This window comes from Sphaerochaeta sp. S2, assembly GCF_016406725.1.
Lineage (GTDB): Bacteria > Spirochaetota > Spirochaetia > Sphaerochaetales > Sphaerochaetaceae > Sphaerochaeta.
In genome coordinates, this window is the sequence record NZ_JAEKNT010000307.1 from 1 (window position 1) to 14,678 (window position 14,678).

Below are 14,678 nucleotides of genomic sequence, written 5' to 3' on the forward strand. Positions count from 1 at the left end.
GCCTTAGAGAGTGCTTCCAGTACCGATGGTTCCTTTGTCATTGAAGGGGCTGACTTCAAGAGATATGCATAAATTTCCTGGGCATCCCACCCCTTGCTGATGGCTAGCGAGAGAGCGAATGCATAGATGCGATTACAATCCCTACAGACTGTATGGGTGTGGGTTATGGAGCAGTCCTCATCTGCAATATGCATGAGGGCTGATGTTGAATAATTGCTTCCCAGGATCCCTATGGGCGTGATACGCATCAGGGCTCCATTTGCCTGACTCTGAGGATTGAAAGAACCATCCAAAGCGCCATAGATGGTTACCCCGATATCCAAGGGGCCTGCATCACGCCAGCGGATGTATGCTTTTCTCACTGCTTCCTTCTGGTAACGACCGTGTTCCAGGATGCTCTGGATCATCATGATTGCCATTTCACTATCGTCGGTAATCTGTCCTGCAAGACCAACATATCGGGAACTCACACCCATATCCCTGATACCATCAGGAAAGGATTGGCGAACTGTTTTTTCACGCTTGAACTCTGTCTGTGCGCCCAGGGCATCCCCTATAAAGCTTCCAAGCAGGGATCCCAATGCTCGTTCATATCGTATCGTCACTGCATTGCTCCTTACCATGATTGTACCACATGAGGCAATAAAAAATGTAGAGAATTATCGCTTATTGCATTTGTTTATCATGGTATTCATTCTACAGAATTGCGCAATTATAGGACAAATCGAGCATGTATTTTCTTTCTTGCATGTAAATTACCCAGCCCCTATACTGATGGTGAGTAGACTTTTTAAAGGAGGCCAACAATGGCAGACCGAGATGGAAGGGATAATACTCCCAAAAAACCTTTGACTTCGATCAATGGCAGGCCGATAGCACAGAATGAGAATATCCAAACTGCGGGAAAGCGTGGCCCGGTTACACTGCAAGATACTTGGTATCTGGAGAAAATGGCCCATTTTGACAGGGAAGTTATCCCAGAGCGCCGAATGCATGCAAAAGGAAGTGGTGCCTTTGGTACGTTCACTGTCACCAAGGATATTACCAAATGGACCAAGGCAAGCATTTTCTCAGAGGTTGGGAAGAAAACCGACATGTTCATCCGCTTCTCCACTGTTGCAGGAGAACGAGGCGCTGCAGATGCGGAACGTGACATCCGTGGATTTGCCATGAAGTTCTACACTGATGAGGGAAACTGGGATTTGGTTGGCAACAACACACCGGTGTTCTTCTTCCGTGACCCCATGTTGTTCCCCGATCTCAATCATGCGGTAAAGCGTGACCCAAGAACCAATATGCGCTCAGCACAGAACAACTGGGATTTCTGGGCTTCACTTCCCGAGGCTCTTCATCAGGTAACGATTACGATGGGAGATAGGGGAATCCCGAAGAGCTACCGCCATATGAACGGATATGGTTCTCATACCTACTCATTCATCAATGCAGAGAATGAGAGAGTGTGGGTCAAGTTCACGCTGAAGACTCAGCAAGGAATTGAGAATCTCACTGACCAAGAAGCTGCAGAAATTGTGGCAAACGACCGAGAGAGTCACCAGAAAGACTTGTTTGAGTCAATCGAGAAGGGAGACTTCCCTAAATGGACGATGTATGTACAGATCATGACTGAGGAGCAGGCAAGGAAGCATCCAGATAATCCCTTTGATCTTACCAAGGTCTGGTTCCATGATGAGTATCCTTTGCATGAGGTGGGAGTGGTTGAGCTGAATCGAAATCCGGATAACTACTTCCAGGATGTTGAGCAGGCTGCATTCAACCCTGCAAACAAGGTTCCTGGTATTGGTTACTCCCCAGACAGAATGCTGCAGGGTAGACTGTTCAGCTACGGGGATGCCCAGCGGTATCGCCTTGGGGTGAACTACTATCAAATTCCGGTAAACAGGAGCAAGGTGGAGACCAACCACTTCCACCGTGATGGATTCATGAGAAGTGATGGCAACTTTGGAGGAAGTGTTCACTACAACCCCAACTCCTACGGGATGTGGAAAGACCAGAACAAGCTTACTGAACCTCCTTACGATGGAGAAGGTCCTGTCGATCATTATGACTTCAGGGAAGATGATGATAACTACTATGAGCAAGTTGGAAAGTTGTTCTCCATCATGAAGGATGATGAAAAGCAACGGTTGTTTGAGAATACAGCCCGGAACATGCAAGGGACAACCATCCTGGTCAAAAAGCGGCATATCAGGCACTGTTATCTTGCAGACCCTGCCTATGGGGAGGGTGTTGCCAAGGCCTTGGGTATCTCCATCAAGGAAATTGATATGGATGATCCCTACGGGGCAAGAGCGTAATGGTAGACGGGGCTGGAGAGATTCCAGCCCCAATCTTTACTCTTGTGTTTCTTCCTCGCTAGCACGTTTCTCTTCCAAAGCCTTCAGCCGGTGCATATCCCGGTAGATTACCGGACTGGCTCCAAAGAGGAAGGAGTCCTCCACAGCAGTGCGTTCCATCTTCACCAGCTCCTTGGCGATGGTAGTGACGTTTCTCCTAAAGGTTGGGCTGTTTATCTCCTGGACCGTTTTTCCTCGACTCTTTCTGTAGTGAGAGTAATGCTTCCAGAGGCTGTTGGTCATCTTCGCCGTCGTTGAAGGTTTCCTCAAGAGGTCGAGAACTTCCTTTCTGAACCGTGGTTCAAATGCAGCAAAGTCAGACTTTTTCAGTCCTGCGAGCGTTCTTCCCATCTCCCGAGCCCAAGTGTTGTCCAACTCCTGGCAGATGAACTTGAGACGGTACCACACCTCATAGAGTTCTTGCATTGACGAGAGCTCATAGGTGCTGAACCAGTGGAATGCGAGGAGTCTTCTTCTCCAGTCCCACCACTTAAGTGGGCTTTGGAGGTCACTGGAAGGGATAAGAAAAAAGCCTTCATCCAGCAAAAGAGAGCCAAAGACACCAGGGGGATTGCCACGCCGGGTATTCTTCAGGGTAGTGCGATAGACTCCACAGGAAGGGCTTCCATCCATGTATATGTATGCAGTGGCACCACTACGCCTCAAGACCTCAAGAGACTCCAAGGAGCCCTGCTTCATCTCAGCAGTAACCAGCTTCCCGGAGCGGTTCTTCACCTCAGCTTCTCCTTTCCAGACCTGCTCCCCTGTTCCCCCAGAGAGGTGCACAGGGTCACGGGTAATACCAAGGCCTGCCTGGCACTCAGGACAGACGGGAGTGAATACGAAGTCGTTCTTTTCTCTCCCAAGGGGAGTGAGTACATCGATTCCCTTGCCGTTATAGCGTACAGGACCTCCCATCGCACACAAGCTTATTCCGATGGGAATCTTCTCAGTCAGGATAATTGGGGTGTGTTCCATTGTTGGCCTCTCTTGTTTTCATTGTAGCATTGGCTCCAAGGACGGGAAACAAAAAGCGACAAGTGTCCCCCTGAAGGTGTATGCTGGGACCATGGAAGCAGATGATTTCTTTAGCGGATATCCTCAAGCCAAGAACCTCTTCGAGGAGATTATGTATAAGATCTCATACTTGGGGGCTATACGGCTGAAGATCAGTAAGAGCCAGATTTCTCTCATTGGACAATCGACCTTCGCTTATTTCTGGATTCCTGGTCGCTATCTCAAAGGCAGATCAGTGGCACCCTTGGTGCTTAGTATTCCTCTTCCTTATCATGATGAGACAGTACCCTGGAAAGAGGTGACCAAGATACAAGAACACTGGTTTATGCATCACCTGGAAATATGGGAGAAGACCTCTTTTACAAACAGTGTTCTGTCAGTGCTCGCTACCGCATACACAGGAGGCAAGTCAAATGAGAAATAGGCTGTTTGTAGCTGAGCATAGGGGAGGCTTGCTGTCCCCAGAGGATCATCGCTCCCTCATGAAGTGGGCACTTCTCTGCACGGAGCATCTTGGGGAGTACTATGTATTACCTGAGGAAGAAGTGATTACCTCTGCATTGGAAATAGGCCATAGGTGGAGTGAGGGGAAAGCAATGACTGGGGAGGCGATGAATGCCAGCAGAACAGTACATGCTTTTGCTCGTACTGTTGAAGACAAGCCTTCTCAGTTCTACTGCCGGGCAGTCGGCCAGGTAGTCGCTACCGCCCATATGGCAGACCACTCTCTTGGCCCAGTGTGGTATGGAAGGAAGATGCTTGTTCTGCTTAATAGGGATGTAGAGAAGGAGCTTTCCTGGCAACTTAAAAGGTTGGTTGACCTCAGTCCTCATCTCCTTCCTCGTGTACAGCAGGAGCTAAAGAAAATCCTATAAACGCTTACCCTTTCTTGATACCTCCACTGAAGTGAAATGCCATGCAACCAACCTTACAGAGCACTGGTGTATATACTGAGTCCGTATTGCTGAACTATTTCTTTATGTTCCAATTACATTGACGATGTATATACATGAGTATATACTTGTACAGGAGGACTTGGCATTGAATCAGCAATATCAATGGGACATTTTTTACATGGAGAAGTATATGAAGACAACCATCCAGAAATGGGGAAACAGTTCAGGTATTCGCCTTCCGAAACCCTTGTTGCAGGAATTACATCTGGATAGTGGCACTGAGGTGGAACTCGAGAGGGTTGGGGACGGAATAATGATGTATCCCAGAAGACCAACACGTGAAGAAACATTAGATCTCCTGCTGGAAAGAATAAGTCCAGAAAATATGCATGGTACTGAACTTTTTGGTGAAGAGGTAGGGGGTGAAGCATGGTAAGTAATGTCTATATCCCTGAGGAGGGCGATATTGTGTGGTTGGATTTCACTCCTCCGCCCGGTCATGAGCAAGAGGGAAGAAGACCTGGATTGGTGATAAGCCCCAAGAAATACAACAGGATAGGGTTAGCGTTAATTTGTCCAATCACAAGTAAGCAAAAAGGGTATCCATTCGAGATTTCTCTATCCAGCAGTGGCGGCTTCACCTCAGGTGTTGTCCTTGCTGACCAGATACGAAGCCTCGATTGGAAGGCAAGAAATGCTTCTTTCAAGGAAACCGCCGGTTCTGCTGTGGTCGATGGTGTCAAGGATTTGTTGATGCTCTTGATCGGGAAATGAGTATTTCTATTTCTTAGTCCATGCTTGTTGAGCACATCGCCTCCTTTGTCTTGGTAGTAATACTTTTCTTAAGTCTTTTTCATGGTTTCTGCATTGTTTGCTTACAAGCATTCCCCATAGTTGAGCCATCTCAATATTCCTTATGGGGGAAGTCATGAAGAAAAGACTGATTCTGGTATTATTGCTGTTGGCAGCAGTAACTTTGGGTCTTGCAGCACAGCCTGCAGGAGAGAGTACACCTACTTGGGAAGTGGCAGAGCAACAGACTGCAAAAGCACCCAAGTATGTCTTTATGTTCATCGGTGACGGTATGAGTCACGTACAGATCAATGCTGCCCAGGTATTGAAAGGAAACAACACCAAGGGTTCTGTCTCCTTGGAGAAACTCACATTCACAGAGTTCCCGGTCTCTGGGTTACAGACAACCTATGATGCAACCTCCTTCTGCCCTGATTCAGCGTCCACAGCAACCAGCTTGTCCTCAGGGTATAAAACCCACAGTGGTGTTCTCGGATTGGGAATAGACAAACAGTATGTGGGAAAGAACATTGCTGAACGGCTCAAGGAGCAGAAGGACTGGAAAGTGGGAATCGTCTCGACGGTAACCATCAACCATGCTACTCCTGCAGCCTATTATGCCCATGTACCTTCTCGGAACAACTACTATGACATTGGTGTGCAGATGGCAAACAGTGGTTTTGACTACTTTGCCGGTGGTTCGGTCAACAAGGCAGAGGATGGTGGAAAGCAGAGTATCTATACCTTGTTGGAAGAGCAAGGATATCTGGTTACGGATGACAAGAGCGAAATACTCTCGCTTTCAAGCAAGAGCGGAAAGGTCTATGCACAAAGTCCACGACTGCAGGATGGTGGGGCGATGCCCTATGCAATCGACATGGATGCAGACGATGTAACGCTGGCTCAGTTCGTCAAGAAGGGAATTGATGTGCTTGATAATGAGAAGGGCTTCTTCATGATGGTAGAGTCTGGAAAGATCGACTGGGCCTGTCATGCCAATGATGCTGCATCGGAAATCAGGGATTTGCTTGCCTTCGATGAGGCAATTCAGGAAGCAGTTGCATTCGCTGAAGCTCATCCTGATGAGACGTTGATTGTAGTAACCGGGGACCATGAAACCGGTGGTATGACCATCGGATATGCTTCGACTGGGTATAACACTGCATTCAACATTCTCGAGAACCAGAGTGTCTCCTACGTAGCATTCGATGGGATTATGCAGGAGGCCATTGCAAACAATTCAGATTTGAGTTTCCAAGAAGCGTTGGTATTGGTGGAAGAGTACTTTGGCTTGGTCCCTCCTGGAAGCAAAGCCTCATCGGAGGTGCTGGCATTGAGCAGCCTTGAGTATTCCAGGCTGGAGGAGGCATTCCGCCAGGCAATGCTGCCAAAGGGCAGTCGTGCAAATGACCAATTGAGTTATCAACTCTATGGAAGCTACAATCCATTCTCCATCACCCTGACACATATCCTGAACAACAAGGCAGGTATAGGTTGGACGAGTTACTCCCATACAGGAACCCCTGTAGGAGTATTCGCCTACGGGGTTGGGGCAGAAATGTTTGCTGGTTCCTATGATAACACTGATATATTCGCCAAATTGAAATCACTTGTAGAAGTTGTATAACAGACAATCAGATCAAACCTTCCCCCTCTCCATGAGGGGGAAGCTGTCTGAAAAGGAATAGTGGTATGAAGAAAGCGGAACGTAGCTATCGAGAGTGGTCATTGTTGGCTGTCCTGCTAGGTGTGGTACTTCTCCTGATAATGATCCCAACCGGTTTTGAGAAGGAGATATATTTCAACGCGGTAGGAAGCAAGGCAAAGGTTGCATCCTTGGATAATTCCAATATGTACCAGACTGGGGTAGTTCGTATGGGAGAACAAATCTGCACAATAGAGATTCTCTCAGGACCTCATGCAGGCAAGCAGACTGAAGCTATAAACCTGCTCAATGGAAAACTCGAATTTGATACTGTATATGAAGAAGGGGATATTGCCTGGGTATTGGTAGAGCAGGACAAGGAAGGGGAGATCGTATTCACCAACATGGTCAGTCATTACCGTTTCTCGAAAGAGCTGCTGCTTCTTGGACTTTTTGCCTTCACACTTATTCTCTTCTCAGGGAAGACGGGAGTTAGGACGATCATCTCATTTGCCTTGGCCTTTTTGCTCATTTGGAAAGTACTTATCCCTCTTACACTCAAGGGCTATAAGCCCATGTTGGTTTCCCTGCTCGTTGGCTCCTTTCTCGCCGTCGCTTGTTTGCTGCTGGTAGCCGGACTGACAAAGAAAGCCTATGCAGCAATCATAGGAACCATTATTTGCTCTGTCATCACTGTACTGTTCTCAATGTGGGGGACATGGTATTTGAAATTGCATGGGGCTGTTATGCCCTGGTCGGAGTCGTTGTTGTTTGCAGGGTACGAGAGCATGCAGCTGACAAAAGTATTTCAAGCGGCAATTTATCTCTCTTGTTTAGGGGCATTGCTGGATTTGGCGATCGATATCAGCTCCGCACTGGAGGAGGTGCAGAGACACCACCCATCCATTACTCGCACGGCGCTTATACAGAGCGGATTGAATATTGGAAGATCCGTGGTAGGGAGCCAGACTACTACCCTCCTGCTCGCGTATATTGGGAGTTATCTTACCATCATGATGGTGTACATGGCGCAGGGCACCCCTGTTATGAGTATTCTCAATTCTCCAAGCGTTGCAGCAGAAATCCTCCATACCATGGTGGGCTGTATCGCACTGGTATTGGTTGCTCCCATTACCTCAGTGACATGTGGGTATCTCTATACAAGAGAGCAGAAAGCAATGCAGCTATCTCAACAATCGTATAAAGATAAGCAAACTACTCGAACTAGTGCCTCCAGAATGTAGAACACTCCTTCTTGTCCTCGATATTGAAGAGGATGATCCTTTCAAGAATGGAGAAGGGAATTTCCTGCTCCCAAGTGATTCTGAACAACTCTTTGGTGGCTGACAATTTTGCCTTTGAAAGATCATCTCTGAATTTCTCGATCGTTTTGCTTTCAGGTGCAACACTGATGTGTGCTTTTGCCTTGCTGAAGCCGATGATAAAGGTCTCATGGTCAGTGAATATCGGTTGGTTCCAGGCAATTCTCATTCCGAGTGTTGGAAATGTCTCATGTACCCAAGTAAGCAACGTATCCATCTTCTTTCGGTGCTTCTCATCAGCGATATCCTCAAGATATGATTGAAATATATGCATGGTTATCCCCTTATACCTAGTAAAATAGTAGGTAATAAGTATACCTACGGGTTTAGGGATTCGTAAAGGCATATGGAAGCAAGAAATGGAAGGTTGGTTGTTTTGCTACTTGGAGAAATAGATCCTTTCAGCTGTATCGTGGAAGACCAGCTTACGCTCTTCCTCTGTAAACAACTTCCACTGGTAGTCGAGAAGCTGCTTGTAACTGTACTGTACCAAAATATACATTCTCTAAGGTAGTACACCATTTGGGGAGAAATGTCAAAAAAAGATACCCAATGTCAAGGTACATGGGCTGTTTATCTGCTACTATGATAGGGAGAATAGGAGTACTGAGAGGAGGAATCGAATGAAAGAGACTCGTATCTGTATTATAGGAGGCGGTGGTCGCCTCTGGGCCATCCAATTCATGAAGGATCTTGCGTACAATACCATGACCCACGGTACCTTGGTACTGTACGATATCGATAAGGAAGCTGCGCACAACAACGTTGCTGTTGCAGAGAAGGTGTTCAAAGTTAACAATAGTGAGGGGCGTTTCCGCGTCATCGCAGAGGACGAGATTGGAAAAGCGCTTACCGGTTGTGATCTGGTAATCATCTCCATAGAACCAGGAAAGACCGAGTGCCGCTATGGCGACCTTGTCCTTCCTGAGGAGTACGGGATTCTCCAGTCTGTAGGGGATACCACAGGTCCTGGTGGGATTATGCGTGCTCGACGCGCGGTTCCCCTGTTCTTTGAGATCGCCGAGCAAGTCAAGCAATACTGTCCTGATGCCTGGGTTATCAACTACACCAATCCAATGACGCTCTGCACTGCAGCGCTCTATAAGGCATTCCCCGAGATCAAGGCACTTGGCTGTTGCCACGAGGTATTCCATACCCAGAACTTCCTTGCTGAGAAGGTGGCAGAGTGGTTTGATGTACCGGTTCCCGATAGAAGGGAGATCAAGATTGATCTTACCGGGGTGAATCACTTCACCTTTGTGACCAAGGCTTTTTGGAAGACCCATGACCTGATGCCCCGTCTCCTTGAGCTTGTTCAGGATAGTGCTACCTTCAGCGATGGAACTGCTGTTGCCAAGAAGCGATTGGAGGAAGAGAAGTGGTTTGACTGCGACCAGAAGATTGCACTCAGCTTCCTACGCGATTTCGGCTCCCTTGGTGCCGCCGGGGATCGCCATCTTGCCGAGTTCGTTCCCTGGTTCCTTACCAGTGATGAGAACCTGCATACCTATGGGGTGATCAGGACTCCGTATTCCTGGAGAGAGCGCACAGCGAAAGAGAAGCGGGAACGCGTATTCAAGGATGAGGACCTGAAGGCAGAGCTCACAGACGAGGAAGGCGTGGATATCATGCGTTGCCTGATGGGTGATAAGACCATGGTCACCAACATCAATCGTCCCAATGAAGGGCAGATCAGTTACCTTCCCAAGGGCAGGATTGTTGAGAGCAATGGTGTATTGGGTGAAGATTCCATTCGCCCGATTGTCGCCAGTGATCCCCCGCTTGCTATCCAGAACCTGGTCAAGCAGGTCAGTGATGTACAGGAGATGACCCTTGAGGCAATCTGGAACAAGGATGATGAGTTGCTCTTCTCTGCATTCCTCAGTGATCCACTGATGAACCTGAGCAGGGATAAGGCCAGGGAGCTGTTCGACAAGATGCTTGAGGCATCTGATCTCAAATACTAAAAATAGAAAACAAGGAGGGGACGAATGATCAGCAGAGAGATATATGAAGAGGCAGTGAAGCGGACGCTTATGTTCTTTGAGAAGGCTGGGATCGTCCTCACCGATGAAGAGAAAGAGAATGTTGAGGTCGCAGATTTCGGCCTCAACGACCTGGAGCATACCGGTCTTGAGTTGATCACCTACCTCAATACCGAGCGCGTATGTGCAAAGGAATTGGTACTTTTTCCCCACCAGAGGTGCCCAGAGCATCGTCATCCGGCATTTGGGTCGTACATTGGCAAGGAAGAGACTTTCCGCTGCCGATGGGGAGAGGTCTATCTCTATGTAGATGGGAATCCCACCGAGAACATAAAAGCCATAGATAAAGCAGGGGTCTATACTGTCTTCCATGAGATCGTACTACGCCCAGGTGAGCAATATACCCTGAGCCCCAATACCAAGCATTGGTTCGCGGCAGGGAGTGAAGGTGCAGTGGTTTCTGAGTTTTCTACCCCCAGTTATGATGAGAAAGATATCTTCACTGATCCAAGAATCGAAAGAACTCCTCAAGTTGGGTCAAACCAAGATTGACGTAACCAGTACTTCATTACATACTCATTAATAGAAGTCTTAGTATGTATGGGGTGCTTGACAGTTAAAGGGTGTTTATATATCATACTAAATCTATAGATTTAATAGTTAATTGGTAAAAGGGGGCTCTTATGGGACTGGTTCTTTGGTTGATACTATTTGTGGTACTGCTTGCAGCATTGGTAATGCTGAAGAGGGTGTGGCATCTCTCATTCTCTATCAGGGTATCAGTGTCCTTGTTGCTTGGAGCGCTCTTTGGGCTTTCCCTGTTTTTCTTTGGTGAGGAGTCGGTCTCCTCCCAGGTTCGCCGATGGGTCGCTCTTGTCGGTAATGGGTATGTTGATCTGCTTCGCATGCTCATCATTCCCTTGGTCCCGACGAGTATCATCGCTGGGTTGCTGAGACTCGGCAACACTCATGAGCTTAGAAGAATGGGAGTGAGAACCATCTCCCTCTTCTTATTTACAGCGACACTTGCCGGCATCATCGGACTTTTAGTGGGTAGTCTGTTTGCAGTTGGCCAAGGGATGGTGGTAGGAGAACTCGCAGAGCGTACTCCCAATACCTTGGGAAATATCTTTGCTCAGTTCAGGGCTTTCATTCCATCCAATCCCGTGCGCTCTGCTGCTGAAATGCAGATGATTCCTCTGGTTGTGTTCTCCGTCTTCCTTGGTGTTGCCGCAATTACCGTAAAGACAAAGAAGAGCGATGCGATCAAGCCGTTTGAGCAGTTGTTGGAGAGTTTTCTCCAGGTCGTGATCGAGCTGACGAAGATTGTACTTCGCTTGACCCCGTATGGCGTTCTTGCACTCACCTCTTACTGGCTTTCGAATACAGGACTGGCAGCGTTGGCTCAGCTTGGGTTGTTTGTACTGGCAGTAGTAATTGCCTGCTTGCTGCAAATTGGGCTGGTATATGGCGGTTTGCTTGCGTTCTCGGCCAAGATCAACCCATTCAGGTTTTTCAAGGCAGCGAGCCCTGCAATGTTGCTTGCATTCTCCAGCCGTTCAAGTTTGGGTTCCTTGACGATGACGATCAATACCATGACCGATAGGCTGAAAGTGAATTCCAGGGTGGCAAACTTTGTGGGACCGCTTGGGGCTGTGATGAACATGGATGCCTGTGGAGGTATTTTCCCTGCCATGGTAGCAGTGTTTGCTGCAAATGCCTTTGGTATTGAACTTGCTCTCTCCCAATATGTTCTGATCGTGGTGGTCTCCATATTTGCAAGCTTGGGTAGTGCTGCTGTTCCAATGGGAGCTACAGCATTTACCATTATCACCCTCACCACTGTGGGACTTCCGGTTGAGGCGGTTGGCCTGGTCGCTGGTGTCGATTTTCTGGTGGATATGTTCAGGACCATGACCAATGTTACCGGGGACCTGACAACCTCCGTCGTTGTTGCAAACGCCCTTGGTGAATTCGATCGCGATGCGTTCAATACCCAGGATCTTAGCAAGGTTGCAACAGCAACGGCTACATAACCCGGGATAAGAATATCGGAATAGTCGAAATTTGTTTTGTTTTTCACATTGTGTGAGTATTATTGCTCCTGTATACTAACTGCAAAATAGTTGAATAGTACGTAATAGTACATGGCTATGTATGTTGTATGCAGGAGCGTAATGGTGCAGGTTGGTGTGTTGGTTGTTGGTGTTTCTGGGGAAGAAACTACAACAATTGAAAAGAGTCTTAACTCAGCTGAACTTTGGTTTGTCTCTACTGAGGCAGAAGCTGTTGCATGTGTCAAAGAACACCCCTCAATTCGAATTGCTCTTCTTGATTTCGCTTCCAGTGTTTCTCTATTGCAAACACTTTCTCATTATCCAATACATAGTATCGTTCTCACCAGCGACAATACGATGGAAGAACGTAAAGCCCTTGCCTTGGGTGCTTCGGACTGTCTACAGAGGCCATACTCTCCTGAGTTGTTGAGGATCCGGGTAGGACTGCTTGCTGATAGCCTCATGGGGGAAGAGGGGAATGTCTTGTTTGACAGTTTGCTCTGGCAGGCTCCTATAGGCATAGCCGTATATAGCGGTCCTGATGTAGCTCATATGGAAATGGTCAAGGCCAATGCAATTCTTTTGGATATCATGGGACGTACCAAAGAAGAGCTCATGACCATCGACTGGAAACTACTTACCCATCCTGAGGATTTGGAGAAGGAGCTGGTCAAGTATGCACAATTTTCCAACCATGAGATCTCCGGATATGAGATTGAGAAACGGTTCATCAAACCTGATGGGTCTCTGGTTTGGGTGAACATGATTGTATCGAGGTTATACGCAAACCAACCTGAAGTTGAAGACTATCTTGGGATTATCAAGGATATTACTGAACAGAAAGAGCTCGAGGCTTCACTGCGGGAGAGAGAGCGTGTCATCCACTCCTACTTCTCCCAGTTGCCGGGAATGGCCTACCGGTGTTCATTTGACGACCAATGGACCATGCAGTTTGTCTCATCAGGTTGCGAGTGGCTTACAGGGTACTTGCCTGAAGAGCTTGTTGACAACAGGGTTATTTCCTTCAATGAAATGATTGCTCCTATCCATCGTGATAACGTAAGAGAGGAATGGGAATCGATTATTAATGGAGAGACTCACTTTATTCAAGAGTATGAGATTATTACCAAGGATGGGGATAAGAGATGGGTATTTGACACCGGGCGAGGGATTCTGGATGACCAGGGGAATATTGTTGCAATCGAGGGAATGCTGTTTGATATCTCGGAGAGAAAAAGACATGAGTTGGTCCTCAATTATTACCATAACCATGATGAGTGGACTGATCTTCCCAATAGAAGGTTCTTGGTTTCTTTTTTGGAGGAAGAACAGAAGAAGCGAGGAAATGCATTACTTGCAGTCAACTTGACTGCGGTTCATGCATTGAGTGTAGCCCATGGGTTTCTCTATAGCAGGAATCTGGTGAAGCAAGTAGCAATGAAACTCCAGGCACTCAGTGATTCAGAGCATGTGTTGTTCAGTTCCTATGAGTATCAGATGATATTCTTCATCAAAGCCCCTGTTGATTTTGCTGCGTTGCTTTCTTTTGGCATGATGGTCTCCAAGAAGGTTGCTTCCTTGCTGAGAGAGGAACGGGTAGGTTGGGGTATTGGGTTGATAGAGCTTTCTGAGGCTCCTGTAGAGGAGATCCTGACCAACCTCCTGGTTGCCTCCGAGCAAGCGTTGTCTGATTTTGATACGGGTCATGAGGTTTGTGTTTTTGATGAGGCGATGCAGCAGGCAATGAGAAGGCGTACAACCATCGAGAGAGAACTCGCTGAGCTGATCAAGAATCCAGTCTCTTCCTCCCTCTCCCTTCAGTTCCAGCCGATTTGGGATGTGAAGACTCAGACAATTTCTGGCTTTGAGGCTCTCTCCAGGATGAAGTGTCCCAGTTTGGGTAGCGTCTCTCCTACTGAGTTCATTGAGGTTGCTGAAAAATCGAAACTTATTGTTCCGCTTGGCAAGATCATCATAGATAAGGCATTGAAATTCCTGTCTCTGATAGAGAAAGAGGGTTTTTCAGGTGTTGGGGTTTCAATCAATATTTCTGCGATTCAGTTGATGAATAAGGACTTTTTGCCTTCCCTGATGGAGGCAGTTGAACATCATAGAGTAGATACTGCAAATATTACTTTGGAAGTGACTGAGTCAGTGTTTATTTCCAAGTTCCAGGAAGTGAATGACTTGTTCTTGCTCCTACAGCAGCTGGGGATGTCAATCGCAATCGATGATTTTGGCACTGGCTATTCAACGTTGTCCCGAGAGCGGGAGCTGAATGTGAATTGCCTGAAGATAGATAAAGCGTTTATAGACAAGCTTGAGGTACTGCAAGAGAAGGAAGCAATTACTGCAGAAATCATTTCATTGGCCCATAAGCTGGGGCATACAGTTATTGCCGAGGGTGTTGAGCATGAGAATCAGCATAAGTACTTGCAGAAGTATCGATGCGATAAAATCCAGGGGTTCCTATTCAGTAAACCCCTGGACATTCCTGATGCGTTGGCACTACTCAGGCAAGTGAATCATACTTAGTAGTCTTCTCGTACACCGAACTCAGCGTCCTCTACCCAACGATGAGGGCGGGTAATAAGCTTAAGCATCTCCTTG

15 protein-coding genes are annotated in these 14,678 nt (G+C 47.4%); 11 read left to right on the forward strand and 4 right to left on the reverse strand.

Going from position 1 to position 14,678, the window contains the following annotated elements; translation table 11 throughout:
- The coding region (locus tag JF818_RS09055) for an ADP-ribosylglycohydrolase family protein (protein ID WP_198891692.1) at positions 1-605 on the reverse strand (605 nt) is incomplete at its 3' end.
- Positions 606-806: 201 nt separating this feature from the next.
- On the opposite strand from JF818_RS09055, the gene JF818_RS09060 reads away from it, so the two are divergent.
- Positions 807-2,315: a catalase gene (locus JF818_RS09060; RefSeq protein WP_198891693.1), complete on the forward strand. Its 1,509-nt coding sequence runs from the start codon at positions 807-809 to the stop codon at positions 2,313-2,315.
- 36 nt (positions 2,316-2,351) lie between these two features.
- Here JF818_RS09060 and JF818_RS09065 read toward each other — a convergent pair whose 3' ends face one another.
- Positions 2,352-3,332 carry a DUF523 and DUF1722 domain-containing protein gene (locus tag JF818_RS09065; RefSeq protein WP_198891694.1) on the reverse strand — a complete coding sequence of 327 codons (981 nt, stop codon included), beginning with the start codon at positions 3,330-3,332 and terminating at the stop codon, positions 2,352-2,354.
- 91 nt (positions 3,333-3,423) lie between these two features.
- On the opposite strand from JF818_RS09065, the gene JF818_RS09070 reads away from it, so the two are divergent.
- The 6 genes from JF818_RS09070 to JF818_RS09095 all read left to right on the forward strand — a co-directional run bounded on the left by JF818_RS09070 (position 3,424) and on the right by JF818_RS09095 (position 7,948).
- A complete protein-coding gene (locus JF818_RS09070; protein ID WP_198891695.1) occupies positions 3,424-3,795 on the forward strand; it encodes a DUF5655 domain-containing protein in 372 nt (123 codons plus the stop codon).
- The gene (locus JF818_RS09075) at positions 3,785-4,246 is read left to right on the forward strand and encodes a putative immunity protein (RefSeq protein WP_198891696.1); all 462 of its coding nucleotides are present in this window, start codon (positions 3,785-3,787) and stop codon (positions 4,244-4,246) included. The genes JF818_RS09070 and JF818_RS09075 overlap by 11 nt, the downstream gene beginning before the upstream one ends.
- A gap of 160 nt (positions 4,247-4,406) precedes the next feature.
- The gene (locus tag JF818_RS09080; RefSeq protein WP_198891697.1) at positions 4,407-4,703 is read left to right on the forward strand and encodes an AbrB/MazE/SpoVT family DNA-binding domain-containing protein; all 297 of its coding nucleotides are present in this window, start codon (positions 4,407-4,409) and stop codon (positions 4,701-4,703) included.
- Positions 4,697-5,041 (forward strand): endoribonuclease MazF, encoded by a 345-nt coding sequence (gene mazF / locus JF818_RS09085; RefSeq protein ID WP_198891698.1) that lies wholly within the window; start codon positions 4,697-4,699, stop codon positions 5,039-5,041. The genes JF818_RS09080 and mazF overlap by 7 nt, the downstream gene beginning before the upstream one ends.
- Positions 5,042-5,195: 154 nt before the next feature.
- Positions 5,196-6,686 (forward strand): alkaline phosphatase, encoded by a 1,491-nt coding sequence (locus JF818_RS09090; protein ID WP_198891699.1) that lies wholly within the window; start codon positions 5,196-5,198, stop codon positions 6,684-6,686.
- Positions 6,687-6,751: 65 nt separating this feature from the next.
- Positions 6,752-7,948: a YibE/F family protein gene (locus JF818_RS09095; protein WP_198891700.1), complete on the forward strand. Its 1,197-nt coding sequence runs from the start codon at positions 6,752-6,754 to the stop codon at positions 7,946-7,948.
- Here JF818_RS09095 and JF818_RS09100 read toward each other — a convergent pair.
- Entirely contained in the window at positions 7,929-8,300 is a 372-nt protein-coding gene (locus JF818_RS09100) for an iron chaperone (protein WP_198891701.1), read from the reverse strand. The genes JF818_RS09095 and JF818_RS09100 overlap by 20 nt on opposite strands.
- Before the next feature lie 105 nt (positions 8,301-8,405).
- The gene (locus tag JF818_RS16545; RefSeq protein WP_255528443.1) at positions 8,406-8,528 is read right to left on the reverse strand and encodes a hypothetical protein; all 123 of its coding nucleotides are present in this window, start codon (positions 8,526-8,528) and stop codon (positions 8,406-8,408) included.
- A gap of 121 nt (positions 8,529-8,649) precedes the next feature.
- Between JF818_RS16545 and JF818_RS09105 the strand changes: the two genes are divergently transcribed.
- The 4 genes from JF818_RS09105 (at position 8,650) to JF818_RS09120 (ending at position 14,603) form a co-directional block, all read left to right on the forward strand.
- Positions 8,650-9,993 (forward strand): alpha-galactosidase, encoded by a 1,344-nt coding sequence (locus tag JF818_RS09105; protein WP_198891702.1) that lies wholly within the window; start codon positions 8,650-8,652, stop codon positions 9,991-9,993.
- A gap of 24 nt (positions 9,994-10,017) precedes the next feature.
- On the forward strand, positions 10,018-10,563 hold the full coding sequence (locus JF818_RS09110; RefSeq protein ID WP_198891703.1) for a D-lyxose/D-mannose family sugar isomerase: 546 nt from the start codon (positions 10,018-10,020) through the stop codon (positions 10,561-10,563).
- A 131-nt stretch (positions 10,564-10,694) separates the two neighbouring features.
- Positions 10,695-12,047: a dicarboxylate/amino acid:cation symporter gene (locus JF818_RS09115; RefSeq protein WP_198891704.1), complete on the forward strand. Its 1,353-nt coding sequence runs from the start codon at positions 10,695-10,697 to the stop codon at positions 12,045-12,047.
- A 111-nt stretch (positions 12,048-12,158) separates the two neighbouring features.
- Positions 12,159-14,603 carry an EAL domain-containing protein gene (locus JF818_RS09120; protein WP_198891705.1) on the forward strand — a complete coding sequence of 815 codons (2,445 nt, stop codon included), beginning with the start codon at positions 12,159-12,161 and terminating at the stop codon, positions 14,601-14,603.
- Positions 14,604-14,678: the final 75 nt, after the last annotated feature.

Coding starts and splice junctions, on each gene's coding strand:
- JF818_RS09075 (WP_198891696.1), top strand. CDS start 3,785: ATGAGAAATAGGCTGTTTGTAGCTGAGCATAGGGGAGGCTTGCTGTCC.
- JF818_RS16545 (WP_255528443.1), bottom strand. CDS start 8,528: ATGTATATTTTGGTACAGTACAGTTACAAGCAGCTTCTCGACTACCAG.
- JF818_RS09095 (WP_198891700.1), top strand. CDS start 6,752: ATGAAGAAAGCGGAACGTAGCTATCGAGAGTGGTCATTGTTGGCTGTC.
- JF818_RS09090 (WP_198891699.1), top strand. CDS start 5,196: ATGAAGAAAAGACTGATTCTGGTATTATTGCTGTTGGCAGCAGTAACT.
- JF818_RS09065 (WP_198891694.1), bottom strand. CDS start 3,332: ATGGAACACACCCCAATTATCCTGACTGAGAAGATTCCCATCGGAATA.
- JF818_RS09110 (WP_198891703.1), top strand. CDS start 10,018: ATGATCAGCAGAGAGATATATGAAGAGGCAGTGAAGCGGACGCTTATG.
- JF818_RS09105 (WP_198891702.1), top strand. CDS start 8,650: ATGAAAGAGACTCGTATCTGTATTATAGGAGGCGGTGGTCGCCTCTGG.
- JF818_RS09115 (WP_198891704.1), top strand. CDS start 10,695: ATGGGACTGGTTCTTTGGTTGATACTATTTGTGGTACTGCTTGCAGCA.
- mazF (WP_198891698.1), top strand. CDS start 4,697: ATGGTAAGTAATGTCTATATCCCTGAGGAGGGCGATATTGTGTGGTTG.
- JF818_RS09060 (WP_198891693.1), top strand. CDS start 807: ATGGCAGACCGAGATGGAAGGGATAATACTCCCAAAAAACCTTTGACT.
- JF818_RS09100 (WP_198891701.1), bottom strand. CDS start 8,300: ATGCATATATTTCAATCATATCTTGAGGATATCGCTGATGAGAAGCAC.
- JF818_RS09070 (WP_198891695.1), top strand. CDS start 3,424: ATGGAAGCAGATGATTTCTTTAGCGGATATCCTCAAGCCAAGAACCTC.
- JF818_RS09120 (WP_198891705.1), top strand. CDS start 12,159: ATGGCTATGTATGTTGTATGCAGGAGCGTAATGGTGCAGGTTGGTGTG.